The sequence below is a fragment of the Kangiella aquimarina DSM 16071 genome (assembly GCF_000374105.1).
GTDB classification, from domain to species: Bacteria; Pseudomonadota; Gammaproteobacteria; order Enterobacterales; family Kangiellaceae; genus Kangiella; species Kangiella aquimarina.
Map to the genome: position 1 here is coordinate 1779177 of NZ_KB893650.1, position 24273 is coordinate 1803449.

The window sequence follows — 24273 nt, forward strand, 5'->3', positions numbered from 1 at the left end:
AATTAATATTAATGATCACGGGCTAAACGGATGCCAGAGAACTGCCAGCGCGCATCAGGATAGAAAAAATTGCGATAGGTTTTACGAATGTGGCTTCTGCTGGTAACGCATGAACCTCCTCGAAGCACATATTGATTGCACATAAACTTACCATTGTATTCACCAACTGCACCAGCGGCTGGCTTAAAGCCAGGATAAGCCGAGTATGAGCTGGATGTCCATTCCCACACATCACCGAATAACTGCTGTAACTGCTCATTGTCCGCAGCGGGTACTGGATGAAGGACATTATCCTCAACAAAATTATTCATAGCAGTTTCGGGTGTGTTACTGATAGCTATCGATTCCCACTCCTGCTCCGTTAATAAGCGTGCCCCACTCCAGCGAGCAAAAGCATCAGCTTCATAATAACTGACATGCGATAAAGGTTGATTAAGCGGCAACGGTTGCACACCGTTCAGGGTATAAATAAACCAGTTTCCATCTTTTTTGAACCAATACAATGGAGCTTGCCATTGGTGATTTCGAACTGCATCCCAACCATCGCTTAACCAATACTGAGGGTCGCTATAACCACCGTGCTCTATAAACTCTAGATACTCGCCATTAGTTATTAGTCGATTGGCGACTTCAAAAGAATGTCGGTAGAACTTGTGCCTGGGTGTTTCATTGTCGTATACAAAATCAGATTGGCTGATTGGTGCATCGGTTTGATTGACTCCAATGGACACCAGCTTTTCATCAAAAGTTATCCATTTAATTGATTCTAGTGAAGGTTCTTTGGGGGAGTATTGTGGCAAAGAATCTTCTGAGTCCCGATAAGCAGGATGCAAAGGGTTTTGAAATAAATTGTATTTGATGTCGGTCAACAGCAGTTCCTGGTGTTGCTGCTCATGATTGATTCCTAACCGTAACAAGCTCAACACATCATTAAGATTATTGCTATTAGCCTCTACTAAGTCGCTAACCAACTGTTTGATTTGCTCGGTGATAAATTGGCGATACCGATATACTACTTTAACATCAGGCTTTGATAGCAATCCCCTCTGGGGTCTGGGATATTGCTCACCAATAGCGTTGTAATAAGAATTGAAGAGGTATTCGAATTGAGAGTTAAAGCATGTATAGTCTGGTAAAAACTTTTTCAGGATAAAGGTTTCAAAAAACCAGCTTGTATGAGCCAGATGCCACTTGGCTGGGCTGGTTTCAGCGATAGCTTGCAGATTATAGTCTTCAGGTTTTAGTGGTTCACATAGCTTTTCAGAAAAAGTACGAACATCAACAAAGTCTTCTAAGACTTGTTCAAGATTGTCACTTAGTCCTACAGGCTTTGTCTGATCAAGCATCGATTATAACCTTTCCAGAAATCCAAACTGTTGCTTCTGCCGCTCCAGAGAGCTCTTGCGATTCGCATTCAATATCAATCACAGCACCCACATCTGATAGCTGCTGTGCTTTCAGTGTATGCAGTTTTAATCGCTTATTCCAATAACTACCCAGCACCCTGTTTGCAGAACCAGTAGCCTTATCCTCATTAACACCATGCTGTGGAGCAAAATATCGCATATCGTAGTCGAAACCTTTCGTTTTGGACTTCGTTGTTGCTATTAAAGCTCGCTCTGTTGCAAAGGTTAATTTATCAAAATTAACAGCGAGATCCTTCAAATCAAAAGTCTCGGGCCATTCAAAAACCCAGTAACCATTACATGGCCCCACTTTAGATACTTCAGCAGGTAAAATGTTACAGCAATCTTCAACCCAGTTTGGAATTGATGTTGGCTCAATTAGTGCCGGTTCAAATCCAATCCAGATTTGTTGTTTGTTATCTATTCTAGTACGGATATGTGAAGATTGAGTGATAAATGAAACAGGCATTTGTGATTGTTTAGAACGGCTTTCATAAAGGACTTTTGCCGCTGCCAATAAGCCGTGGCCACAAAGCTGAATTTCAGTATCTGGATTATAGAAACGAATGTGATAAGACGAGCTGTTATCAGAAGGCCAAACAAAACAGGTGGCCGAGATATCTTTGCGCTTTGCTATACCCTGCATTTCTTCGCTGGAAATAGGTTCATCCAGCAAAAAAATTAAAGCCTCAGTACCGGCATAGAGCTTGCCGAAATAATCACCGCTAAAGACTGACACATGAAAAACGGATTGGCCATTGAAACCTTCCATAAGCTCCCTCAAATTTGAATATAACTTCTAGCCTACTTGATTTGATAGATTATTCAAGCATCTGATTTTATTGAGTTTTATTCTTGAGAACTCGTAGGAAAACAAGCTCGCCAACCACAATCACAGTTAAGCCAATTAAACTTGCCCAGATAACGAATGGGTCCATTTGCCATTTAATCCAAAGAAAGACTGAGAGTATGATGGCATCAAGCGTAATCGCAATTAAAACAATTATCGGATTAGCGCCAACATCATTTCTTAACTTAACCAATACGCCCCAGTGAATGGCAATATCCATGAGGATATAAAAAATCACACCCATGGAAGCAATTCGACTTAAGTCAAAAAATAGAGTCAAAAACATGGCAATAACGACCGTGTAAACCACATTATGCTTTTGAATACTGCCGGGCATACCCAAATGACTATGTGGAACCAGTTTCATCTTGGTAAGCATGGTTAACATTCTTGAAACTGCGAAAATACTAGCAATAACACCGGAGACTGTCGCTACAATCGCAAATAGCACGGTAATGGTCAGCCCCCATTGTCCAAAGGCTGGTCTTGCTGCTTCAGCTAAAGAATAATCGCGAGCAGAAACTATTTCAGGAATACTAAGATTACTGCTAACTGAAACCGCGACCAGCAAGTAAACTAAGGTACAAATTCCAATTGCAATAGCAATGGCTCTGGGAATATTCTTTTTTGGCTCAATGAGTTCATCACCGCTATTCGTGATGGTTGTAAATCCCTTATAGGCCAAAACACTTAATGCCACTGCTGAGATAAAACCCCAGGCCGGATAAATATCTAACTTCTCAGTGAGTTGAGAACGGTTAGCGGTATCAAGCAAACTATTGAAATCGAATCCGGCCGCCCATAATCCTCCGAGAGCTAGAAGAAATAAACCAATAGCCTTAATGAAAGCCATGGCTACCGATAATCTTTCAATATACTTATTACCAATAATGTTAATCAGAAAAGCAAATACCAGTAACAATGCCCCTAACAAAGGAACTGCCCACTGTCCTAACTGGTCAATCTCAAAAAGCTGTAATGTGTAAGTACCAAATGTTCTGGCAACCAGGCTTTGATTGATGATCATTGAAAAGAACATCAATAATGCAAAAATCGCTGTGGTGGCACCCTTACCATAGGCCTTTTGCAGAAACATGGCGATACCGCCGGAAGAAGGATAGTTTTGTGAGAGTTTGATGTAGGAATATGCGCAAATACTGGTAACAATCATGCCAGCAAGAAAAGCCAGCGGAAATAAAGCATTAGCTAATTCAGCAATTTGCCCTGTTAAGGCAAAGATACCAGCGCCAATCATAACGCCCGTGCCCATTGAAACAGCGCCTAATAACGATAGCGATTTTTTCGAATCACTCATGCAAGCTCCATCAATCGGTTTTCAACCAGCCTACGTGAATGAAATAAATTTTCAAGCGTGAGCCTTTTCCTCCATAAGCCCCACTAGATTGTTATCAGGATCTCGCAGAAAACCAGTCCACAGATCATGGTCAGGCATATTGGCCGCCAATTGGGGTTCACGCTCCGCTTTCGCGCCCTGCTCTACAAACGCCTTATAAGCAGACTCGATATCATTGACGTTAAAATAAAGTATGGAATTGGCACCAACAGCTCCAGCGCCTTGAGGTGTGCTTAGCATAATTCTAACTGCATCAGCATTGAGGAAAGCTAGGTTAGGACCTGCGCTAAACAAAAACTCCAAACCTAAGATGTCTCTATAGAATTCTAAAGCTTTATCAACATCACTTACCGTAATGGCAATTTGTTTAATGCTGGACACTTTTGTAGTCATAATAAGTCCCTTCAAAATTATAATGTAAACACAGATAGTCTATTGCTAGTGCCTTTTGCTCCAGCTTGAGTTGCACCAGCAACTACATAAATACTATCGTTTATGGCTACTGCGCCCAGGCCGTGGCGAGGAACAGGCATTTCGCCAATGTGTTGCCACTTGTCTTCTTGTGGTGAATATTGCCATACCTTTTTATAGACGCCACCGCCATTATCAAAATACTCACCGCCAAAAACATAGATGTGATCATTCATCACCGCTGCGGCTAGTCCACCTTGCGCTTGCGGCAATGGTGCACGACTGTGCCATTTGTCAGCTTTATAATCATAGACTTCATGTTTGTCGAGATTGCCGCCTTCGACGGTACGCCCACCAATAACGTGCCAAAGCTCGTTGAGATATGCGCCTGCAGCACTGTTACGAGCGGTTGGAATCGGATGTGCACAATCCCAGGTCATGCTGGAAGGATCAAACACTTTATGGCTACTGGCGTCACTATGGTCACTCCAGTTGCCATTATTCAATCCTTTGGGTCTTCTTCCACTTGCTAAGTGAATGCGTCCGTTGATAGATGTAGCAACTGTTTCACACAGCGGATAACTCATATGGTTGGGATATTTGCGCCAGCGTTTATTTTCTTCATCAAGTACCAAGACATCTCGACTTCCCGTCCAGCTACCACGCTCAGAAACGGTAAAGCCACTGAAAGCGAATAGTTTGTCATTATGAGAAATTAGAAAAGGATGGTGCCTGGGTTCAGGCAAAGCAATGGATTGCTGCCACGAGTCAGCGGTTGGATCATAAACAACTACATCTGAAAGCACTTCAAGTTCATTATTGTTAACCGTTAAACCACCAGCCACATAAATCTTACCTTTATGTACCGCTGGATATATTTCCTGAACATTAAAAGGCAGCGAAGCCTTAGTTTCCCACTTAGCCACACCGGGCAAAGCAATCGCCGAAGCAGACAATAAAGAACCTTTTAGAAACGTACGGCGTGTGAACATAGTGTGTGCTCCTATTATGCGTAGGTTGCCCTACAAGAGCTAATACTAGACGTACCTTTGTGAATTGCAATAAAAAAATGCCTGTGAGCTATTCAACAAACAGGCACAACTGTGACTAACGTTAAGGGGAATTTAGTCTATTAATTACCTTGCCAGATAACCACCATCGATATTTATCGCTTGGCCAGTCACGAAGCTGGATTTGTCAGAACAGAGCCACATGACGCTGTCGGATATTTCTTCGGGCCGCCCTGCACGTTCCATTGGCTGCAATTTTGCAAACTCTGCCTGAATCGCCGGATCATGATTGGTAATCCTTTCAACCATCTCGGTCATAATAACTGCTGGGCAAATGGCGTTGACGCGAATATTACGAGTGGCGTATTCAAGCGCTGCGGTTTTGGTGAGCTGAATAACGCCGCCTTTTGAAGCGCAGTAGGCAGGTAAATTCATGAAGCCGACTTCGCCGGCAATGGAGGAGATGTTGACGATCACACCACTGCCCTGCTCGCGCATGATGTCTAGTTCATGTTTCATACCGTAGAAGACGCCATACAGATTGACTTTTATAGTGCGGTCAAAGTTTTCGAAGGTGCAGTCAGCTGTTTCATTCTGCTCGCCTTCAATACCAGCATTGTTGACTGCATAATCCAATCGTCCATATCGATCTTTGATAGTTTCAAATAGATATTTAACTGACTCAAGATCAGACACATCGGTTTTAACGAATAAAGCATCACCACCTTTCTGCCGAATGCTGTCAGCCAGTTTTTCACCACGCTCCTGATCGAGGTCGCTAATGACTACAGAGTCTTTACGTTCCGCAAATGCTTCTACAATAGCTTTTCCTATTCCTGCGCTGCCGCCGGTTACCAGTGCTACTTTACGTTCTGTCTGTGCCATAGTGTTTCCCTTTTCCTTGATATTGGCCTTAGAGTTAGATTAACTCTTTATAGGCTGGATTTCTTGATATATATCAAAAGAAAGGTCAATTTTAGTTTATAGTAGAATGTACTGAATTTAATGATTAGGGAGGCAAATGCATGAGTAACCTTGCAAACAATGAACTGGAAATACAGTGTCAGGAAAAGCCCTGCTCGGCTATTGAGCGAGTCATTAAGCCCCGCGATAAGGATTTAGGTGAGTTTATGGTTCGTCGCTCAATACCTACTCACGAACAGAAACAGATTGGTCCCTGGGTTTTCTTTGATCACATGGGTCCTGCAGTATTCCAACCCGGCCAAGGCGTTAACGTTCGCCCACATCCACACATTAACCTTGCCACCGTCACCTATTTGTTCGCAGGTGAAATCCTCCATCGTGATTCACTGGGTAGCGAGCAGCCCATTCAACCTGGCGATATTAATTTGATGGTTGCTGGCAAAGGCATTGTTCACTCTGAACGTGAGCGCCGCGAAGTAACAGATTCAGTTCATCAGTTGCATGGTTTACAGCTGTGGCTAGCCTTGCCCGAAAAAGATGAAGAGATTGAACCAGCCTTCTATCACTACCCGAGCGCCGATATTCCTGAGCTTGAGGTTGATGGCATAACAGTAAAGGTAATGATGGGTAGTGCCTTTGGTAAAACCTCGCCGGTAAAGACTTTTGCGAAGACTATTTATCTTGAGGCAAGCATGGATCATGAGCAAACTCTGGCGCTTCCTGATGCCGATGAACGTGGGCTTTATGTAGTCGAAGGTGAAGTAGAAATTGATGGTGTCACTATTGAAGAACACTCCATGGCTATATTGAACGGAAATCCCGAGTTAAAAGTGACCGCTACAAAATCCAGCCGCGTGGCACTGATTGGTGGCGAACACCTTGGAAAGCGCTATATTGAGTGGAACTTTGTTTCCAGCCGTAAAGAACGTATCGAACAGGCTAAGCAAGAATGGAAAGATGGTAAATATCCCAAAGTCCCGGGGGATGAGTTAGAATTTATTCCTCTTCCCGAGTAAATTTCAAGCCTGAAGCAGTCTCATTTTTAATCAAGTAGAACATTAAGAAGGAATACTAAATGATTGATATTAATTGGAGTTTGGTGGGCATGCACAGCATAACCCTTGCTGCGGCATATGTACTAGCACTCCCCATTGCACTCAATCGTGAAGCAAAAGCTCGCGGTGCTGGCTTGCGTACATTTCCTCTGGTCAGTATAGCAGCATGTGGTTTTGTATTGATTGGAATTGACATATTCGATGGCTCAGATGCTGAAGCGCGAGTTGTTTCAGGAATTATCACCGGTATTGGTTTTATTGGCGGTGGCGCGATTTTGAAAAATGATAATAAAGTCAGTGGTACTGCAACTGCCGCAAGTATCTGGGCAACGGGTGCAATTGGTATTGCTGCAGCTTATAGCAGATACGAAGTCGCTCTATTAATTAGTGTCATTACATTCTTTACATTGCATTTTGGCTACAACGCCAAGAAAGTGGTTAAAGAAAGCGATGTTGAAACAGAAGAGAAGTGTTAAAATCCAGCGCTTTTCATACCCTTAATAAATAGAATGCTTACATCACAAGAGCTCATTCATTACAGTCGCCACATCATTCTTCCTGAAATTGATGAACATGGACAGGAAAAGCTCAAGCAGAGTTCTGTGCTGATCGTTGGTGCGGGTGGTCTTGGTTCTCCGGTGGCGATGTATCTCGCAGCGGCGGGCATTGGGAAGCTGATTATTGCAGACCATGACACGGTTGAACGCTCCAATTTACAAAGACAAATTATCCACTCTCTGGATTCTATTGGTAATGCTAAAGTCGAATCAGCAAAAGATACGCTTGAGAAGCTCAATCCATGGCTTAGGGTTGAATTAATCGAAACAAAGTTGCAGGAAGAGTCATTAAATACAGCAGTGTCTGGGGCTGATTTAATTGTCGACTGTTCTGATAATTACCCTACCCGTTTTGCGCTTAATCAAGCCTGTGTTGGAGTAGGCAAACCATTAGTATCTGGCTCAGCTGTTCAGTTCAATGGACAAGTTGCCGTATTAAATCAGTCACCCCACTCCGCCTGCTATCACTGTTTATATCAAGACGGGCTGTTCAATGAAGAAAGCTGCGAAAGTCAGGGGGTTTTAGCACCTGTTGTAGGTGTAATCGGTTCATTACAGGCTACCGAAGCCCTAAAAGTGTTGCTTGGTATTGGAAACAGCCTTGATAGTCGTTTATTAATTTATGATGCCCTCAACGCAACCTTTAAAACCATTGGCATCACCAAAGATCCCGCCTGTGAGGTTTGTAGTCATTCTTAAAATCGTGTCATTGCGAGCGACTCTAAGTAGCGTTATTGAAGGAAATGCCTTCGGGTGCAATCTTGAAGGGTATAAGCCCTATTCAAGTGTTTCTAAAACCTCGCCTAGTGATCTACCAAGTAGTCCACCCGGTATGACTTCCTTAATAAAATCAATTGCTCCCTCCTTCGACGAAAGTAATCCAACCAGATACATGAGCTTCTCATCAATGAAAGCCCTTATATCTTTATGATCAGTCCGTAAAATGCATATGGAATCAACGTTTACTGGCCTGCCTATCAACGGCGGCAGAATATATTGCTTTGTGAGTTGTTCCCAATAACCGTAAGGCAGCATTTCTGGTTTTATGATATGCACCCACACTCTCAGAAATGCAGCATCCATTAGCTCAAAACTTATTGAACAGTAAGTATTCGAATGTATTTCTTTAACGAAAAGAGCTTTTCCATCAGAGGTCTGCTGCTTAAAACCTATAGTCGATAGTTTATTGCTGAAAATTGGTAGAATGTAGTTAGTAAGATAGAGTGAATCTAACGTTTTATTGGAAGGTTTATAAGAACCTAAACCTTCTGAATCAAGACAAGGAAACTTCTCGTTTAATGTTGCCAGTTCCTTATTAGAAAGAGTCTTTTCATTAGACTCAGTCGATAATATAGAAAGAACATTTTTAGTACTCTTGATATCATAAAATAGCTCAAACCATGGTAACACCATTGATTCAATTAATTGGGAAATATCTTGAACGCTTGAATCAATGCTCTCATCCTTATCTATGTCGATAAAACCATTCCCACAAACTCTAACCTTGGATACCTGTCCTCCAACCAATGGCTCATATTTACTGGGAAAGCTATTAAGCTCTGCGATACTCTGCACCAAATAAGGAGACCATATGTCAGCAAAGAGTTTGATTCTATAACCTGCTTCTGACCTAGATGTTCCTTTATCTAAAACTATCTGGACAACATGAAAAACATGATTTATGTTTCTTACGAAGTGCTTGCCAGGTGTTAAGATACTAAAACCTTTACTGTATAACTGGTCATCTAACTGCTTAGATAGGTTAGACTCGATTTCTTGTTTCATAGGTCTATAAATATTACTCACAAGACAAGCTTAGTTCAGACAGGCTTTCTAGAACTATCCAGAAATTTAACTCTTCATCAACCATGCTTCGAATATAAGCAAACTTCATAAGGTACTCAAAGTTCGGAAATCGGGCAGCACCTGGTAACTCTGAGCTCATAAACCAGGCCTCCCAGCCATCTCCAACTTCTTTAGCGTTAGGCACTAGTAGATACAAACCTGAGTCAACCAGCTCAGAGATTGCTATAGCATCTTTCAAAAACTCTGGAGGAAAGGTGGCAGGATCTTGCTCGTTATAATCATTAACATACTTTTTGGTAAACTCACCAGGCTGTTGCTTAGCCCATAAATCGTACCACTCTGGGTATTTATCACGAAGGTAACCCACATTAGTGGAATCTAATAACAATCCATCTTCAGCATCCAACTGCAACTGAATCCAACCATCGGTGGCACTGAGAAAATCTGTGTAAGAAACTGGGAGCGAGACTCCTAGCGTTTGCTCTAGCTGATTAATATCTTCCTCTGAAGCAGGTTCAAACATTTGTTTTTGCGAAGAAAAAACTTCTTTCTCATACTCTGTATACAACTCTTCCTGAGTGGATAGTTTGCTAAAAGTTTGCTTTTGCCAGCAATATAGAAAGTCATTCCAATCTTCGGTTGTAGATTCGTATTTATAGCTATCCATTCGCTCCCTACTCTCGTTACAGCCTAGTAAAACAATGACTGTAATGAGTAACATCAAGATTCTTAACATTTTCTAGGCCAATTAACTAATCAAAGGCTCATCATCCCAAAACTCTTTAACGAAGCCAAACCCTTTTAATCCAGAGTAAAGTACTCGCTGCTTAAACCGCTCAGAAACATAGCATGTTGTTTTACTGTCAGGTAAAACAAAAAGATCTACTCCTTCTAACTTTGACTCGTCAAAAACCCATGTATGGATAGAAGAAAAATATTCGGGACGTTTTTCGTATCCAGTGCGTTTACCAGTACTTTTCTCCCTATCAAGACAGTCAACTTCTGTTGTAACAACAATCATATAAAAATCTTCGTTAGGCGCATCCTTAAGTTTCACAGGATACAATTTTGCATGCTTATCAAATATATCCGATAAAGCATCAACAGCTTTTTGGCTAACCAAATGAATAACTCCAGATGAAGGGGCGTCACCTATGGGACTAGGTTTTCTTTTCTTTTTGCCATCACCTAAGTACTGTTCTAGTAAAGGTGGCTCCCATTCATTCATAGAGGTCGGCAGTGGCACGCCCATTAAAGGATCGTACCATTGCATTTTCTCATCGTCAGACTCACTTACAGCAAGGTAACCTGCGTAGGTTAAATTTGGATACGACCACTCATAAAACATATTTATAATGCTCTGGATTCTATTTTTTTGAGAGTATCTTCTTTCCAAACATCGAACTCTTTAGGGATTTCTTCTTGTTTGGAGGAAGCTAAAAGTATATCTAAAAACCTTACCCTTTCATTAATTTCTGCTTTGGTAAATTCTTCATCTTCTTTCACTCTAAGGATGTTTTGCTCACAGAGTGTTATTGCATCATCATATTGGCCAAGTTTTGAAAGACAAATAATTTCTTCGTAATCAAATAAAGCTTTATTAGGGTCACTGTGTATTTTCCCTAAATACTCTTTATAGCAATTAATCGAATCAAAAAACTCTATAGACTGAGTACTGGCCATACTCGCTATATCCTGTAAGAGCAATTCAATATCGGACTCATCATCTTCTGGCGCAAGCCATGCTCGCCCATTAATAGGGTTTCGGTCTAATCGAAAGCCAACTTTATAACTACTTAGATGATTAGCTAAAGGATTAACTAAAAGATTAATAAAGCTGTGTAAATACAAAGAACCTAAGCTTCTACCTACTTGTATAGAGACTACATCAACGAAGTCTCCTCTTACTCTGTAACAAGTAACTTTATCTCTGCATAGCATGAAGCCATTGCTGAGCAGAGGCTTCAGGCTTATGTTTGATACTTTTGCTTTCAGATTCGCTCTTGTTAATGGCATCAATATCTCTCTGTAACAACAAGTTCGGGCACACCAGAAAACAAACTCTCTAAATACTCACGTTTTTCAATGTACAGACCATATAACTCAGAACCTTTTAACAAAACTGGACGGAACTTAAGTCCTTTAAGGTTGTGTTTTTTATAAAAATCATAGAAGCTCTTACTAACGCAGCACAGCCCTGAACCATCTCCCGTCAAATTTTCCTGAGTAATATTCAAATCTTTTAACTCAGTGTTATCTAGCTTTCTTTGTTCAAACATTAACAACGTATCAAGGCTGTAACCCCATTCAGAAGTTGTCAAATATTTGTTATCTTTAATCATTTCAGGTAGCTCGTGACTGACTCCGAGCAAATGCAAACCCTCAAGCTTCTCTTGAGTAACCGGGTGTATCACCGGACACCTTGACCAACCAGTAATCCCAGCGTTATGCATTAAATCTGCAATATAATTTCCAAAAAAGAATTGCGAGCCACTCCCAGAACAAACCGCAAATGACTCTTCTTTTAACGTTTTAGCTTTTTTAAGATAATATTTCTTATAATCAAGCCTTCTAAACCCAAAAGGTTTTGCCTCTGACAACTTCCCAAGTTCTCGACTGTAATCAAGCATCTTATTGATACTCATGTCATCCTGAGAGATAAACTTAGTACCAAAAATTGTATAAAGTTTACAACTGCTAAGTTCTTTTTTAGTGAAGTTTGACACAAGTTCAATCCGATAACCAGTATGATGCTTATGCCCTAACTCAACTAAGCGTTGAATGATATCCATGTCATTCTCAAGTGATACTTTATCAACTCTTCTAATATACGGGTCTAACTTTTTACTAACAACCTCGTCAGCTTCAAGAATGTCACGAAACTGTACGGCATATTCATCTTTTGCATCTATATATAGTTCAAACTTCATATAAATCCTATAATAATAGTGAGTTGCCGCAACGCCCCCGACAACTCCAGTCCTCGGTGGTCCAATCAAGTAATTGACTTGCAGTTACCAAGCCAATAAATGGTACGATTCCTGGCATTTATCACAAAGTTGGCCGACATTAGCAGTATCAAATAACAGTCCATCTTCTGCATCCAACTGTAACTGAATCCAACCATTGGTAACAGTAAGAAAGTCTGTATAAGAATCTGGGAGCTTGACTCCAAGTCTTTTCTCAAGTTGATTAATGTCTTTCTTCGAAGTAGGTTCAAACATTTGTCTTTGTGAAGAGAAAACTTGCTTTTCATACTCTGTATATAGCTCTTCCTGACTGGACAACTTGGTTACAGTCTGTTCTTGCCAGCAAGTTAAGAAAGCATTCCAACCTTTAGGGTTTGATTAGTATTGGAACATATTATTTCCCCCACCATCCTTACTACACCCCAACAATAATAGGATGATCATAATGACTAATTCCTTTCTGAGCATAATTTTCTTTACTTTAAATAGTTAGGTGTTCATTAATCACTGTATTAGATATACAGGCCATACTTTTGAAAGGGTTGGTATGCTTTAGCTTTCTTTGAAACTTGGTTAACAATATCAGATGCTTTAGGCTTATAGTAACGAGTTCCGTCAAGACGTATGTATTCAAGACCATGATTAGAAAGCAATGACGAAATATCGCTTTCTGTGAATTTACTACCCCCTCCTACTGCAAGGGATTTTAAGTGTTTTAAGGGGGACAGGAAGGAAGCTGACTCTATATCGGTACCGGTCAGGAGCGCGAGCTCAAGTAAATCAAGGGATTTAATAAACTCCAGGTTGGAAAGCCTTTTACATGATTCTAACCTTAAATATTTAAGGTGTTCGCATTTGGTTAGAGCATTGCAATCAACCAGTTCTGGAGCAGAATAAACTTCTAAATATTCGATACTTGGAATTTTTGAAATACATTCCAAACTCATTAGACCCACCGGCTTTCTGAGGCTAAGATACTTTAGGTTCTTCAATTCCCCTAGCTCAAAGTACTTTTTCTTCCACCCGTTAATCTTAAGCGTTTCTAATTGCTCAAGGTCAGTTAAGCCATTAAAGGTTTTAGAATAGGTTAGCTCCAAGAATTTGAGTCGCTTTAGATTTTCAAATGACAATGGAGATTTAAACTTACCACCGATATAAAGCTCTTCCAGGTTCTTAAACTGAGATAGAAAACCTGGTTCTACAAACTCTGTTCCCAAGTGAAGGCTTGTAATTTTTTCAGCCGTTTCGTCAGCCAACACTAAGCTTTTCCAACTACCACTTTCAAATATTAACTCATTGTAATCATAAGAGTTAAAAGCTTCATACATTTCATCTATGTACTTACCGGAAACTGTGAGTTTCTTATAAATAACCTTGTTATCAATGTGAAACTCTTCATGCTCACATTTGATTCTGATACTTTCCTTTTCATCAAAAGAATTAACAAAAGTCGTGACTCTTGTTAGCTCAGTTTGATTATTATTTTCAAAAAGATATTCCTGTGTTTGGCTTGCTTTATATTTCATTAAGATTGCTTTATGTATGCTTCTAATAAATTCTGTATTTTGGTAGTGATGTTAAGCTCTTCAATAAACAGTTCTTCTAGCGCGATATCATTTTCTGACAATTCGGCTTGTCTAACTTTTTTTTGGATTTTCCTTTCTTCCTTAAGGAGCTTAAGATGCTCATCTCTTGGTACCCCAAACATATATTCAAACTTCCAGGCAGTCCATGAATAAAAGTCATTGACATCTGTAGGGAACTCTAACAATTTAAATCCTGCAAGCTTTAACTGTTCAACCATTTCCTCATAAGACAGGTTGTCTATAATAAATGGTTTCCAGAAAAACTCAGTATTGATAAAAAGGTCTTCGGGCTGCTGACCAAAGAAGTGATTTAATACTGATAGCGGTGGTATGCACTGACTTGAACTAATCATTGGTAATGACATTACAAGCTCGGATAACTCAATGGTTTCTTCGCTTACACCTTGTATTTCAACTTTAATTTCCATTTCTTTATTAGTTATATTTTGATACCAGGTTAATAGTCACTAACAATCATGATTACTATGCTATTAATTTCTTTAAATCAATAGCTTAGCTAAGAATACACACTTTGTTGACAAGTTCAAGTTCAAAGTATCTAAATACATAGTCATGTCAGGTCTTACCACACATCCTGCCCAACTCTTTCTAGCCCCAGCTTGATCCAGGTCAAGAGCTTTTGGCTCGCTAGCCGTTAATCTTACGCTCACATTTATATAGCTGAAAATATGGGGCTTCTGTTATGTCACATGCAACCAAGCATACTGATAATCATAATTATTTAGGGCTACGAGGTATCGAGTTTACTGAGTTTGCCAGTCCAGATAGCGATTACATGGAAAAGGTTTTCGCGGCTTTTGGCTTTTCTAAGCTAAAGAAGTTTAAAGGAAAGGACATCTTTTATTTCAATCAAAATGATATCCACTTTTTAATTAATCAGGAGCGAGCTGGCTTTTCGCGTGAATTCGCCAAAAGTCATGGACCAGCTATTACCTCAATGGGTTGGCGGGTAGATGATGCCGAAAAAGCATTATCCATTGCCGTTGACCGTGGTGCCATAGCTGCGAAACCAGAAGATACCGACCTTCCCTACCCTGCAATTTATGGTATTGGTGATAGCCTGATTTATTTTATCGATACCTATGCCGGCTCTGACAGCACTTCTCAAGACAATCTAGGTTCAATCTATGAGCAGGATTTTGAAGATTTAGATAACCCTGTCATGGTTGAAAACAAAGGTTTCTTACGCATCGATCACCTGACAAACAATGTTTACAAAGGCACCATGCAGAAATGGGCTGACTTTTATAAAAACGTATTCGGTTTCAGCGAAGTTCGTTATTTCGATATTAAAGGTCAGGAAACAGCGCTACTTTCTTATGCTTTGCGTTCACCAGATGGAAGCTTCTGCATTCCTATCAATGAAGGTAAAGGCGATGACCGTAATCAAATTGACGAATATCTACGCGAATACAATGGTCCAGGAGTGCAGCACATTGCCTTTGAAACCAATGATATTTTGGGTTCGTTAGATAAGCTTGACCATTCGGTGATTGATACTCTGGATATCCATGAAGACTACTACAAAACAGTTTTCGATCGTGTGCCGAATGTGCGAGAAGATCATCAACGAATACAGGATCATCAAGTACTGGTTGATGGGGATGAAAACTCCTACCTTCTTCAGATTTTCACTAAGAATTTATTTGGTCCTATCTTTATCGAGATTATTCAGCGAGCCAACAATCTTGGGTTTGGCGAAGGTAACTTCCAGGCTTTGTTTGAATCAATCGAGCGCGACCAAAAGAAACGCGGCGTACTGTAAAGGAGAATAATATGAAAATTGAACAGATACACCACGTGGCCTATCGCTGCAATGATGCAAAAGAAACCGTCGAGTTTTATACCAAAGTCTTGAACATGAACTTCATTCTGGCAATTGCAGAAGACCGAGTACCCTCTACTAAAGAACCCGACCCATATATGCACCTGTTTATGGATGCTGGTAACGGAAACATACTGGCTTTCTTTGAGTTGCCTAACTCACCACAGATGGGTAAAGACCCTAATACCCCAGAATGGGTACAGCATATTGCACTGCGCGTTAAGGATGAAGATGCCTTAATGGAAGCGAAAAAAGAAATCGAAGCGCATGGTATTGAAGTACTTGGCCCGACAAACCACGAGATCATCAAGTCGATTTATTTCTTTGACCCGAACGGTCATCGCTTAGAACTTACCTGCGTGACCGCTACTGATGACATGATGCGAAAGCTCGATGAAGTAAAGTGGGATATGTTGGAAGAATGGAGCAAAACTAAAAAAGCTCCTAAACACGCTGACTGGCTGCATAGCGAAGAGTTTGCCGAGGTATAAACCATGAGCGCTTATCAAGCTAAAACGCCCGATGAAAAAGACTTTGTCGCTTATACCGAAGAAGAAAATGGCACTTGGGAAATCCTTTATAAGCGGCAAATGGAGCTTATTAAAGGACGTGCATGTGACGCTTATATGGATGGCATTGAACGCCTTCAAATGTCCAGTAACAGTATTCCTCAGTTACCTGACATTAACCGTGTTCTACGCAAAGAAACTGGCTGGGAAGTTGCTGCAGTTCCAGCTTTGATACCGTTTGGTAAGTTCTTCGAATTATTAGCCAATAAGCAATTTCCAGCTGCAACCTTTATTCGAACTCGTCAAGAAATTGATTACTTACAGGAACCTGATATTTTCCATGAAATTTATGGGCACTGCCCGCTTCTAACCAATCCGGTATTCGCAAAGTTTGTAGAAAACTACGGTAAACTCGGCCTGGCTGCCTCTAAACAGGAGCGAGTCTATTTGGCTCGTGTGTTTTGGTTTACGGTTGAGTTTGGATTAATTCAACAGGCTAACAATGATCTGAAAATCTATGGTGCCGGAATTCTGTCTTCTACTGAAGAAACAGTCTATAGCTTGGAAAGTAACAAGCCTGTTCGCAAACCGTTCGAACTCATGACTGCATTAAGAACCCCTTATCGGATCGATATTCTGCAAACCACTTACTTTATCATTAAGCAATTTGAAGATATCTATAACATCATGGACAGCAACATTATTGAACGTATCCATGAAGCGATGGAGCTTGGTGATTTTGCAGCAAACTTTCCCGCAAAGTCAGAAGAACCGAAGAGTAACCATTCAATAAAACACGACTGCTAATTCAATCCTCACTTATGAAAATACCTGAACTACTGTCCCCTGCTGGGACTTTAAGAAACATGCGCTATGCTTTTGCCTACGGTGCAGATGCGGTTTATGCAGGACAACCTCGTTATAGCCTGAGAGTGCGTAATAATGACTTTGGGTTGGATAATATCGCCATTGGCATCGAAGAAGCTCATTCGCAAGGTAAAAAGTTCTATATAGCCAGCAACATTGCGCCTCACAACAGCAAAATCAAAACCTTTATGGATGATATCAAGGAAGTGATCGCCTTAAATCCAGATGCTTTGATCATGTCCGATCCCGGGCTGATAATGATGGTTCGTGAGGCTTACCCAGAACAGGAAGTCCATCTTTCTGTGCAGGCTAATGCAACCAACTATGCAACGGTAAAGTTCTGGTATCAGCAAGGTATCAAGCGAGTCATCTTATCCCGCGAATTATCGATCAAAGAGATTGAAGAAATTAAAACCCACTGTCCCGAGATGGAACTTGAAGTGTTTGTGCACGGTGCTTTGTGTATGGCCTACTCTGGACGCTGCCTACTCTCTGGATATTTTAATCATCGTGATCCTAATCAGGGAACCTGCACCAATGCCTGTCGTTGGAAATACGATTTGCATGAAGCAACACAAAACGAAGCTGGCGATATTATTGCAGTAAGCCAATCAGAGCCAACTGTGCAAACAGTCGACCCTCAGTCTGTATTTTTATTACAGGAAAAGGAACGTCCTGGAGAGTATATGCCGGTGTTTGAAGATGAACATGGCACCTACATAATGAACTCAAAAGATCTCCGCGCGGTGCAGCACGTTAATCAATTTACACACATGGGTATTGATTCTCTCAAAATTGAAGGCCGTACCAAATCACACTATTATGTTGCCCGGACAGCCCAGGTCTATCGCCAGGCCATTGATGATGCTGTGGCAGGGAAACCCTTCAATATGAAGCTGATGGATGAGCTTGAAAAACTGGCGCACAGAGGATACACCGAAGGATTTTACCGTCGGCACGTACACGATGAGTATCAAAACTATGAAACGGGCAATTCAATTCGCGACCGCCAGCTCTTTGTCGGTGAGATAAGTGATAAAAGCGAAAACACCATAACAGTTGAGGTGAAAAATCGTTTTGAAGTCGGTAATACCCTGGAAATCATGACACCACATGGAAACCAGTACTTTCAGCTCAATGATATGGAGTCTACTAAGGGGCAGTCTATAGATATTGCTCCAGGTTCAGGCCATCGAGTTGTTATACGGCTACCGGATGGCATGACTACAAACAATATCGACTCTATGCCATTGTTAATGAAGAATTTGTAGAAACGAGTAGTTTATTACTCGCTTCAGGTAGGGGCGGACCTGTGTTTCCGCCCATTTGTTTTCAGACACAGGCAAAGATCTTTCCATAAAGATGCATTAAAAATGCATTTATTGACATATATCAAAGTGGCGTTGATTTATTTCGGTAAGGTATCTAATGCCGAAAACAAAAATAGCTTATTGGAGCTGACTATGACTCATCTGACAAAAATCACCATTGCAGTTGCAAGTGCCTTGTTGCTTAGCAGCAATTTTGCACAGGCAAATGAATCTCAAGAGCAGGCAACCTCGTTTGCGGAGTCGCTTGAAAACACTGAGGTTAAGTGGCATTTCCGCTATCGCCTTGAGGATGTTGATCAAGATAATGCACTGGAAGATGCAACCGCTTCTACCCTGCTTTCCAGGGTAACACTGGATACCCAGACCTATAACGATTTCAGCTTTAAACTTGAGGTTGATAATGTCAGCGCTGTAACCAACAGAGATGACTACAACAGCACATTAAACGGTAATACCGATTATTCTGTAGTAGCCGATCCAGAAGCTACAGAAATCAATCAGGCTGCATTGACCTACAGTGGTTTCGATAACACAAAAGTGATTGCTGGCCGCCAAAGAATCAACTTAGGCACGCAACGTTTTGTCGGTGGCGTGGGCTGGCGTCAGAATGAACAGACCTATGATGGTGTTCTGATTAATAATAAGTCCATCAACAATACCAACCTTACCTACGCTTATGTAAACAACATCAACACTATTACCGATGGAAATGTTGATACACGCAGTCACTTCGTAAATTATGACTGGTCATTCTTAGATAACATGAGCCTAAACTTCTATGGATATTTCCTGGACTTTAAGGAAACTCCATTAAGTTCAACCAAAACCATTGGTGCGCGCTACAGTCTAAAGCCGACGTCTGACACTCCCTTCTTTGTGAATGCTGAATATGCGAAGCAATCGGAATATGAAGATAATCCAACCAATTTAGATACCGACTATCAGTTATTGGAAGTTGGTTACCAAATGCAAAATATCAACTTCATCATTGCACAGGAAGTCCTGTCTGGTGATGACTCGGTATCAGGACAGGCATTCCAAACTCCTTTAGCCACTAAACATAAGTTCCAGGGCTGGGCTGATCAGTTCTTAGTAACACCAGACGCAGGCATTGAAGATACTTATTTCGCAGTTAACGCAAAGTTCTCTATGCAATCATTTGGATTGGTTTATCACGACTTCAAGGCCGAAGCCACTTCGCAAGATTATGGTTCTGAAATTGGAGTCAACTATACCGCCAAAATTGATGAAAACTTAACATTTGTAGCTAAGTTGGCTGACTATTCATCGGATGGTTATTCCGTCGATACACGAAAAGTATGGCTCATGTTAGTAGCTAACTTTTAAGTATTTGACATGACTATTTTTTGGCTTAAATAAATATAGAGAGATTATGATGGAAGCTACGCAACTTACAAACCTGGCGCCGACACTGCGCCGCAATGCCATGTTTAACTGTCTCAGCGATGAACAGTTACAGAAGCTACTATCCATCAGTAAACTGACCTACTTTAAGCCAAACAAACCGGTAATCAGTCAGGGACAGCCCGCCAAGTACTTTTTCCTGGTACTTGACGGGCAAGTCAAGCTGCATCTGATTTCAACCGAAGGTAAAGAAAAAATCATAAAGTTCGTGAATGGCAACGATACTTTTGCAGAAGCCTTAATGTTTTTGCAAAAAAAGTTCTACCCAATAAATGCTACCAGTACAAAGCGCACCCAAATTTTAGCAGTACCCAGCGAGTACTTTTATAACTTACTACATAACAACAGTGACCTTGCCATGAAGATGCTTGGTAATATTTGCCTTAAAATGCGTGGCCACATTAATGAAATAGAAATGCTGACGGTGCTGGATGCTTCACAGCGTGTGGCTCGCTTTGTCTACGACATGATGCCGCATGATATTGAAGATGGTGGAACATTCCCGATCAATATTTCAAAAAAATCTATAGCCGGAAAGTTATCCATTCGACCTGAAACTTTCTCCCGATTACTAAAGAAATTTGAAGATGAAAATGTATTTTCCTTTAGTAATGGTAAGGTAACGGTTTTGCAGCGTGATCGCTTATCAGAGTATTACTTAGAATCCAGTGAGGGAGTAGCTAGTTTATAAATCAACAAACCCGTTACTCAACCCACCTAAACTTCTCAAATAAGGGTTCTATAGCAGCGCAAAGCTGCAGACGGGTTTGTTTATCAATCATAGAGTAGGCAAATTCATCGTTTTGCAAACTTTTATCAAGAGTGTTTTTGTTACGAGCTATTTGCAAGTTATAAGTTGTCACACCCTTTTCGGCAAGTGTTTCTGCCAGCTTTAATACCCGTTCTGGATTGGTTAAATTCCAGTGAATAGTTGTACGACATTCGTAATCCACACCACTTTCCAGCAGCATATCCAGACTTTGCCAATTAGCCTCGGCAGCTCCATTAACTCGTATGATGGCATCTCCATACTCTGGTAAGTCTTTGACATCAAAACCGACCCAGTCCACATTTGGAAGAATTGCTTTAAATCGCTTCGGTGCTGAACCTCCGGTATGTAAACCAACTTTAAATCCCATGTTCTTTACGGTTGCTATTGCCTGCACCAGAGCTGACTGTAATAGCGGTTCGCCACCACTAAACACCACTGCTTCCAGAAGGCCTTTGCGCTTATTCAAAAATTCTATTAGAGACTGCCAGTCATACGATTGATCGGCCTGAGTAGGAATTAATTCAGGGTTGTGACAATAGCGACAGCGCCAGGCGCAGCCCTGACAATAGACAACGCAGGACAGGTGGTTAGGGTAATCAATAGTCGTAAGGGGCGTTAAGCCCCCTACTCTCAAAGTAACCTCGTGTTCGACATTACTTATAGGTTGAGCCACTTTGAGCATTAGGCACGCTCTTTGAAGTGTTGCCGCTCTTTGTGCTCAGATTGTTTGCCCTTGTTAAAGGCTGACACTGGACGATGATAGCCCATGACGCGTGTCCAAACTTCGCACTTTTGACGGTCTTGATTATTAAGTTGCATAGTAGATTTCTCCTTTGTGGTTGAAAGCTTTAGGTCATACTTATTTGAGTGATACAAATTCACTAATTCAGCATCCTGTAAATAAAATTCAAACATCAGCAACACACCTTTTCACTATTCTGCCCACCTGACTTTTGAACCAGGACTTCATCACATCGAGGGCAATATTCGTGTTCACCCTGCAAATAGCCATGCACAGGACAGATCGAGAATGTTGGCGTTATGGTGATATAAGGTAGTCTGAAATTGGTTAAGGTTTTGCGCACCATTTTCTTACAGGCTTCGGCACTTGAAATTCGCTCACCCATATACAGATGCAGTACTGTGCCACCGGTATACTTGCTTTGCAGCTCATCTTGAAGCTCAAGCGCTTCGAATGCATCATCGGTATGCCCTACTGGTAACTGTGATGAGTTAGTGTAGTAAGGTGCGTCCTCATAGCCTGCCTGAATAATGTCCGAGAAGCGTTTCTTATCCTCTTTGGCAAAGCGATAAGTGGTACCTTCTGCCGGAGTGGCTTCCAAGTTGTATAAATGTCCGGTTTCTTCCTGGAACTGCACCATACGCGCACGAACATGATCGAGTAACTCAATGGCTAATGCATGACCTTCTTTTGAAGTAATATCATGCTCATCATTGGTGAAGTTTCGAACCATCTCATTAATACCATTAACACCAATCGTCGAGAAGTGATTACGTAGCGTGCCTAAATAGCGTTTGGTGTAAGGGAATAAATCACTATCAATATAGTGCTGAATAACTTTGCGTTTGACTTCCAAAGAGTCCTTAGCCATTAGCATCAACTCATCAATACGATCCAGTAAAGCCTTCTTATCACCTTTGTATAGATAGCCCAGTCGCGCACAGTTGATGGTTACAACGCCTAATGACCCCGTCTGCTCTGCCGAACCAAACAATCCATTACCCCGTTTTAACAGCTCTCTGAGATCCAGCTGTAATCGACAGCACATGGAGCGGATCATGTTGGGTGATAATTCTGAATTAATGAAATTCTGGAAATATGGCAATCCGTACTTTGCCGTCATCTCAAACAGTAAATCTGAATTTTCAGATTCCCAATCAAAATCAGGCGTAATATTGTAAGTTGGGATTGGGAAGGTAAAGACACGTTTCTTAGCATCACCTTCTATCATAACTTCAATATAGGCACGATTAATCATTTCCATTTCTTTTTGCAGATCTCCATAAGAGAATGGCATTTCCTCACCGGCTATAATCGGTATTTGCTCACGAAGATCTTCAGGGCAAACCCAGTCTAAGGTAATGTTGGTAAATGGTGTCTGTGTTCCCCAGCGCGAGGGTACGTTAAGGTTATAAATGAACTCCTGAATACACTGCTTCACATCCTCATACTTCATGGCGTCTTTACGAATATAAGGAGCCAGGTAAGTATCAAAGGAACTGAACGCCTGTGCTCCAGCCCATTCGTTTTGCAAAGTGCCTAAAAAATTTACCATTTGGCCAATAGCGCTGGATAAATGCTTTGGCGGACCGGAGTCAATCTTCCCAGGTACACCATTTAAACCTTCGTGTAACAAGGTTCTTAACGACCAGCCCGCGCAGTAACCTGCGAGCATATCAAGATCATGAATATGCAGATCTGCGTTTCTATGAGCCTGCCCGATTTCCGGTTCGTAAATATGATTAAGCCAATAGTTGGCAATGACTTTTCCAGAAACATTTAAAATCAACCCTCCTAGCGAATACCCCTGATTAGCATTGGCTTTGACGCGCCAGTCGGAGCCCGATAAATACTCTTCTACGGATGAGGTAATATCTAAAAGCGTACGCTTATTTTCACGTATTTGCTTATGCTTTTCGCGATAAAGAATATAAGCTTTTGCCGTAGCAAAATATCGATTCACAGCAAGACAATGCTCAACAATATCCTGAACCTGCTCGACCGTTGGGACGGTTAAGTTTGTAAATCGAAAGCTCAGAACATCAATAACCTGACGAGTCATCTTATCAGCAATATCAGCTTCAAATTCTCCTGATGCTTTACCTGCTTTAAGTATCGCTTCATAAATTTTAGCGCGTTCAAATTTGGCTTCTGTTAGATCCCGCTTTACAATCTTGAGTGGCATCGGTGCCTTTTCTGTTTCTATACCCATATCGTTATCTCCGTTCGTCTCTGCTGGTTTTAAAACCAATCAGATTCAATATATTGTGTTTTCGAAATTGATTTAATCAATATGTGGTATAGCTATCCTTGATCTAGCTCAACTAAGAACTATATTTTTGCTGCACCCTGATTGACTCAGATCAATTGCTAAATCTCTTGTAAGCGTTACATTGGCCAGCCAGCTAACAGAGACATTTTGGTTGGTGTTTAATGGCAACTAACGAGAAACCTCTTGTTTATTCATGCTCAGGCTGTTCAAACCTGGCGCAAACGGCAAATCACATAGCAGTTACTCTTAATGAGGAGCAGAAAGCGGAGATGTCGTGTATTGCAGGCGTCGGTGGGAATGTTCCTTCATTGGTAAAAAAAGCTAAATCTGGAAGGAAAATTATCGCAATTGATGGCTGCCATCTGGCCTGTGCCAAGGCCTGTCTGTCCAATCACGGAGTAACACCTGAACAGCATTTGGTATTGACCGAGTATGGCTATAAGAAGCGTTATAACCAGCCAGTTTCGAAAGATACTGTAAATGACCTGCTTATAAAAATTCGTTTGGTGGCAGAAGAGCTTTCAAATACCTAGTTTCTGATAGATTAATCTCCAAAAGCATTCTTGTTGATTATGATCAAT

The 24273-nt window shown here is 41.1% G+C and carries 27 protein-coding genes; 10 read left to right on the plus strand and 17 right to left on the minus strand.

Features of this window, described 5'->3' with window-relative positions; genetic code table 11:
• Nucleotides 1–8: 8 nt before the first annotated feature.
• From egtB to B158_RS0108540, 6 genes are all read right to left on the minus strand, one after another.
• Nucleotides 9–1346, minus strand: coding sequence for an ergothioneine biosynthesis protein EgtB (gene egtB, locus B158_RS0108515; RefSeq protein ID WP_018624948.1), 1338 nt, complete (start codon nucleotides 1344–1346; stop codon nucleotides 9–11).
• Nucleotides 1339–2178, minus strand: a complete 840-nt coding sequence (locus tag B158_RS0108520) for a PhzF family phenazine biosynthesis protein (RefSeq protein ID WP_018624949.1) — start codon at nucleotides 2176–2178, stop codon at nucleotides 1339–1341. Before B158_RS0108520 ends, egtB begins: the two co-directional genes overlap by 8 nt.
• A 67-nt stretch (nucleotides 2179–2245) precedes the next feature.
• Nucleotides 2246–3571 (minus strand): APC family permease, encoded by a 1326-nt coding sequence (locus B158_RS0108525; RefSeq protein WP_018624950.1) that lies wholly within the window; start codon nucleotides 3569–3571, stop codon nucleotides 2246–2248.
• A gap of 51 nt (nucleotides 3572–3622) precedes the next feature.
• A complete protein-coding gene (locus tag B158_RS0108530) occupies nucleotides 3623–4003 on the minus strand; it encodes a VOC family protein (protein ID WP_018624951.1) in 381 nt (126 codons plus the stop codon).
• A gap of 17 nt (nucleotides 4004–4020) precedes the next feature.
• Nucleotides 4021–5013, minus strand: a complete 993-nt coding sequence (locus tag B158_RS0108535) for a Kelch repeat-containing protein (RefSeq protein ID WP_018624952.1) — start codon at nucleotides 5011–5013, stop codon at nucleotides 4021–4023.
• Nucleotides 5014–5157: 144 nt separating this feature from the next.
• Nucleotides 5158–5916 (minus strand): SDR family NAD(P)-dependent oxidoreductase, encoded by a 759-nt coding sequence (locus B158_RS0108540; protein ID WP_018624953.1) that lies wholly within the window; start codon nucleotides 5914–5916, stop codon nucleotides 5158–5160.
• A 140-nt stretch (nucleotides 5917–6056) separates the two neighbouring features.
• Between B158_RS0108540 and B158_RS0108545 the strand changes: the two genes are divergently transcribed.
• Genes B158_RS0108545 through B158_RS0108555 form a run of 3 tightly spaced genes read left to right on the plus strand, consistent with a single transcriptional unit; the run spans nucleotide 6057 to nucleotide 8266 of the window.
• Nucleotides 6057–6971, plus strand: coding sequence for a pirin family protein (locus tag B158_RS0108545; RefSeq protein WP_018624954.1), 915 nt, complete (start codon nucleotides 6057–6059; stop codon nucleotides 6969–6971).
• Nucleotides 6972–7030: 59 nt separating this feature from the next.
• A complete protein-coding gene (locus B158_RS0108550) occupies nucleotides 7031–7486 on the plus strand; it encodes an MgtC/SapB family protein (protein ID WP_018624955.1) in 456 nt (151 codons plus the stop codon).
• Between the two features lie 33 nt (nucleotides 7487–7519).
• Nucleotides 7520–8266: a HesA/MoeB/ThiF family protein gene (locus tag B158_RS0108555; RefSeq protein ID WP_018624956.1), complete on the plus strand. Its 747-nt coding sequence runs from the start codon at nucleotides 7520–7522 to the stop codon at nucleotides 8264–8266.
• Between the two features lie 78 nt (nucleotides 8267–8344).
• Here the strand turns inward: B158_RS0108555 and B158_RS0108560 are convergent, their stop codons facing one another.
• From B158_RS0108560 to B158_RS0108595, 8 genes are all read right to left on the minus strand, one after another.
• Nucleotides 8345–9352: a hypothetical protein gene (locus B158_RS0108560; RefSeq protein WP_018624957.1), complete on the minus strand. Its 1008-nt coding sequence runs from the start codon at nucleotides 9350–9352 to the stop codon at nucleotides 8345–8347.
• 13 nt (nucleotides 9353–9365) lie between these two features.
• Entirely contained in the window at nucleotides 9366–10040 is a 675-nt protein-coding gene (locus tag B158_RS0108565) for an SMI1/KNR4 family protein (RefSeq protein ID WP_018624958.1), read from the minus strand.
• 81 nt (nucleotides 10041–10121) lie between these two features.
• Complete coding sequence (locus B158_RS0108570; RefSeq protein ID WP_018624959.1) at nucleotides 10122–10721, minus strand: imm11 family protein; 600 nt, start codon at nucleotides 10719–10721, stop codon at nucleotides 10122–10124.
• Between the two features lie 2 nt (nucleotides 10722–10723).
• Nucleotides 10724–11389, minus strand: coding sequence for a hypothetical protein (locus tag B158_RS0108575; protein WP_018624960.1), 666 nt, complete (start codon nucleotides 11387–11389; stop codon nucleotides 10724–10726).
• Nucleotides 11389–12303 carry a hypothetical protein gene (locus tag B158_RS0108580; RefSeq protein WP_018624961.1) on the minus strand — a complete coding sequence of 305 codons (915 nt, stop codon included), beginning with the start codon at nucleotides 12301–12303 and terminating at the stop codon, nucleotides 11389–11391. The genes B158_RS0108575 and B158_RS0108580 overlap by 1 nt, the downstream gene beginning before the upstream one ends.
• A gap of 84 nt (nucleotides 12304–12387) precedes the next feature.
• Nucleotides 12388–12597 (minus strand): SMI1/KNR4 family protein, encoded by a 210-nt coding sequence (locus B158_RS0108585; protein ID WP_018624962.1) that lies wholly within the window; start codon nucleotides 12595–12597, stop codon nucleotides 12388–12390.
• 257 nt (nucleotides 12598–12854) lie between these two features.
• A complete protein-coding gene (locus B158_RS0108590; RefSeq protein WP_018624963.1) occupies nucleotides 12855–13868 on the minus strand; it encodes a leucine-rich repeat domain-containing protein in 1014 nt (337 codons plus the stop codon).
• Nucleotides 13868–14356, minus strand: coding sequence for a hypothetical protein (locus B158_RS0108595; protein ID WP_018624964.1), 489 nt, complete (start codon nucleotides 14354–14356; stop codon nucleotides 13868–13870). Before B158_RS0108595 ends, B158_RS0108590 begins: the two co-directional genes overlap by 1 nt.
• Before the next feature lie 275 nt (nucleotides 14357–14631).
• Here B158_RS0108595 and hppD point away from each other — a divergent pair, with 275 nt between their 5' ends.
• The 6 genes from hppD to B158_RS0108625 all read left to right on the plus strand — a co-directional run bounded on the left by hppD (nucleotide 14632) and on the right by B158_RS0108625 (nucleotide 20597).
• Nucleotides 14632–15714, plus strand: coding sequence for a 4-hydroxyphenylpyruvate dioxygenase (gene hppD / locus B158_RS0108600; protein WP_018624965.1), 1083 nt, complete (start codon nucleotides 14632–14634; stop codon nucleotides 15712–15714).
• 11 nt (nucleotides 15715–15725) lie between these two features.
• On the plus strand, nucleotides 15726–16265 hold the full coding sequence (locus B158_RS0108605; RefSeq protein WP_018624966.1) for a VOC family protein: 540 nt from the start codon (nucleotides 15726–15728) through the stop codon (nucleotides 16263–16265).
• Between the two features lie 3 nt (nucleotides 16266–16268).
• Complete coding sequence (phhA, locus tag B158_RS0108610) at nucleotides 16269–17090, plus strand: phenylalanine 4-monooxygenase (protein ID WP_018624967.1); 822 nt, start codon at nucleotides 16269–16271, stop codon at nucleotides 17088–17090.
• 14 nt (nucleotides 17091–17104) lie between these two features.
• The gene (trhP, locus tag B158_RS0108615) at nucleotides 17105–18421 is read left to right on the plus strand and encodes a prephenate-dependent tRNA uridine(34) hydroxylase TrhP (RefSeq protein WP_026309326.1); all 1317 of its coding nucleotides are present in this window, start codon (nucleotides 17105–17107) and stop codon (nucleotides 18419–18421) included.
• A 102-nt stretch (nucleotides 18422–18523) separates the two neighbouring features.
• The gene (locus B158_RS0108620) at nucleotides 18524–19828 is read left to right on the plus strand and encodes an alginate export family protein (RefSeq protein ID WP_018624969.1); all 1305 of its coding nucleotides are present in this window, start codon (nucleotides 18524–18526) and stop codon (nucleotides 19826–19828) included.
• Nucleotides 19829–19874: 46 nt separating this feature from the next.
• The gene (locus B158_RS0108625) at nucleotides 19875–20597 is read left to right on the plus strand and encodes a Crp/Fnr family transcriptional regulator (RefSeq protein WP_018624970.1); all 723 of its coding nucleotides are present in this window, start codon (nucleotides 19875–19877) and stop codon (nucleotides 20595–20597) included.
• 13 nt (nucleotides 20598–20610) lie between these two features.
• Here the strand turns inward: B158_RS0108625 and B158_RS0108630 are convergent, their stop codons facing one another.
• The 3 genes from B158_RS0108630 to B158_RS0108640 all read right to left on the minus strand — a co-directional run bounded on the left by B158_RS0108630 (nucleotide 20611) and on the right by B158_RS0108640 (nucleotide 23632).
• Entirely contained in the window at nucleotides 20611–21360 is a 750-nt protein-coding gene (locus tag B158_RS0108630) for an anaerobic ribonucleoside-triphosphate reductase activating protein (protein WP_018624971.1), read from the minus strand.
• Nucleotides 21360–21497: an anaerobic ribonucleoside-triphosphate reductase gene (nrdD, locus tag B158_RS0108635; protein WP_026309329.1), complete on the minus strand. Its 138-nt coding sequence runs from the start codon at nucleotides 21495–21497 to the stop codon at nucleotides 21360–21362. Before nrdD ends, B158_RS0108630 begins: the two co-directional genes overlap by 1 nt.
• A 95-nt stretch (nucleotides 21498–21592) precedes the next feature.
• Nucleotides 21593–23632 carry a ribonucleoside triphosphate reductase gene (locus B158_RS0108640; protein ID WP_018624973.1) on the minus strand — a complete coding sequence of 680 codons (2040 nt, stop codon included), beginning with the start codon at nucleotides 23630–23632 and terminating at the stop codon, nucleotides 21593–21595.
• 221 nt (nucleotides 23633–23853) lie between these two features.
• Between B158_RS0108640 and B158_RS0108645 the strand changes: the two genes are divergently transcribed.
• The gene (locus tag B158_RS0108645) at nucleotides 23854–24225 is read left to right on the plus strand and encodes a putative zinc-binding protein (protein WP_018624974.1); all 372 of its coding nucleotides are present in this window, start codon (nucleotides 23854–23856) and stop codon (nucleotides 24223–24225) included.
• Nucleotides 24226–24273 lie beyond the last annotated feature (48 nt).

Excerpts from the sequence above, each read along its gene's own strand:
- B158_RS0108530 (WP_018624951.1), bottom strand. The coding sequence starts at position 4,003 with ATGACTACAAAAGTGTCCAGCATTAAACAAATTGCCATTACGGTAAGT.
- B158_RS0108590 (WP_018624963.1), bottom strand. The coding sequence starts at position 13,868 with ATGAAATATAAAGCAAGCCAAACACAGGAATATCTTTTTGAAAATAAT.
- B158_RS0108570 (WP_018624959.1), bottom strand. The coding sequence starts at position 10,721 with ATGTTTTATGAGTGGTCGTATCCAAATTTAACCTACGCAGGTTACCTT.
- phhA (WP_018624967.1), top strand. The coding sequence starts at position 16,269 with ATGAGCGCTTATCAAGCTAAAACGCCCGATGAAAAAGACTTTGTCGCT.
- B158_RS0108535 (WP_018624952.1), bottom strand. The coding sequence starts at position 5,013 with ATGTTCACACGCCGTACGTTTCTAAAAGGTTCTTTATTGTCTGCTTCG.
- B158_RS0108565 (WP_018624958.1), bottom strand. The coding sequence starts at position 10,040 with ATGGATAGCTATAAATACGAATCTACAACCGAAGATTGGAATGACTTT.
- B158_RS0108620 (WP_018624969.1), top strand. The coding sequence starts at position 18,524 with ATGCATTTATTGACATATATCAAAGTGGCGTTGATTTATTTCGGTAAG.
- B158_RS0108645 (WP_018624974.1), top strand. The coding sequence starts at position 23,854 with ATGGCAACTAACGAGAAACCTCTTGTTTATTCATGCTCAGGCTGTTCA.
- B158_RS0108585 (WP_018624962.1), bottom strand. The coding sequence starts at position 12,597 with ATGTTTGAACCTACTTCGAAGAAAGACATTAATCAACTTGAGAAAAGA.
- B158_RS0108595 (WP_018624964.1), bottom strand. The coding sequence starts at position 14,356 with ATGGAAATTAAAGTTGAAATACAAGGTGTAAGCGAAGAAACCATTGAG.
- egtB (WP_018624948.1), bottom strand. The coding sequence starts at position 1,346 with ATGCTTGATCAGACAAAGCCTGTAGGACTAAGTGACAATCTTGAACAA.
- B158_RS0108525 (WP_018624950.1), bottom strand. The coding sequence starts at position 3,571 with ATGAGTGATTCGAAAAAATCGCTATCGTTATTAGGCGCTGTTTCAATG.
- B158_RS0108580 (WP_018624961.1), bottom strand. The coding sequence starts at position 12,303 with ATGAAGTTTGAACTATATATAGATGCAAAAGATGAATATGCCGTACAG.
- hppD (WP_018624965.1), top strand. The coding sequence starts at position 14,632 with ATGTCACATGCAACCAAGCATACTGATAATCATAATTATTTAGGGCTA.
- nrdD (WP_026309329.1), bottom strand. The coding sequence starts at position 21,497 with ATGCAACTTAATAATCAAGACCGTCAAAAGTGCGAAGTTTGGACACGC.
- B158_RS0108545 (WP_018624954.1), top strand. The coding sequence starts at position 6,057 with ATGAGTAACCTTGCAAACAATGAACTGGAAATACAGTGTCAGGAAAAG.
- B158_RS0108625 (WP_018624970.1), top strand. The coding sequence starts at position 19,875 with ATGATGGAAGCTACGCAACTTACAAACCTGGCGCCGACACTGCGCCGC.
- B158_RS0108550 (WP_018624955.1), top strand. The coding sequence starts at position 7,031 with ATGATTGATATTAATTGGAGTTTGGTGGGCATGCACAGCATAACCCTT.
- B158_RS0108520 (WP_018624949.1), bottom strand. The coding sequence starts at position 2,178 with ATGGAAGGTTTCAATGGCCAATCCGTTTTTCATGTGTCAGTCTTTAGC.
- B158_RS0108575 (WP_018624960.1), bottom strand. The coding sequence starts at position 11,389 with ATGCCATTAACAAGAGCGAATCTGAAAGCAAAAGTATCAAACATAAGC.
- B158_RS0108560 (WP_018624957.1), bottom strand. The coding sequence starts at position 9,352 with ATGAAACAAGAAATCGAGTCTAACCTATCTAAGCAGTTAGATGACCAG.
- B158_RS0108630 (WP_018624971.1), bottom strand. The coding sequence starts at position 21,360 with ATGCTCAAAGTGGCTCAACCTATAAGTAATGTCGAACACGAGGTTACT.
- trhP (WP_026309326.1), top strand. The coding sequence starts at position 17,105 with ATGAAAATACCTGAACTACTGTCCCCTGCTGGGACTTTAAGAAACATG.
- B158_RS0108555 (WP_018624956.1), top strand. The coding sequence starts at position 7,520 with ATGCTTACATCACAAGAGCTCATTCATTACAGTCGCCACATCATTCTT.
- B158_RS0108640 (WP_018624973.1), bottom strand. The coding sequence starts at position 23,632 with ATGGGTATAGAAACAGAAAAGGCACCGATGCCACTCAAGATTGTAAAG.
- B158_RS0108605 (WP_018624966.1), top strand. The coding sequence starts at position 15,726 with ATGAAAATTGAACAGATACACCACGTGGCCTATCGCTGCAATGATGCA.
- B158_RS0108540 (WP_018624953.1), bottom strand. The coding sequence starts at position 5,916 with ATGGCACAGACAGAACGTAAAGTAGCACTGGTAACCGGCGGCAGCGCA.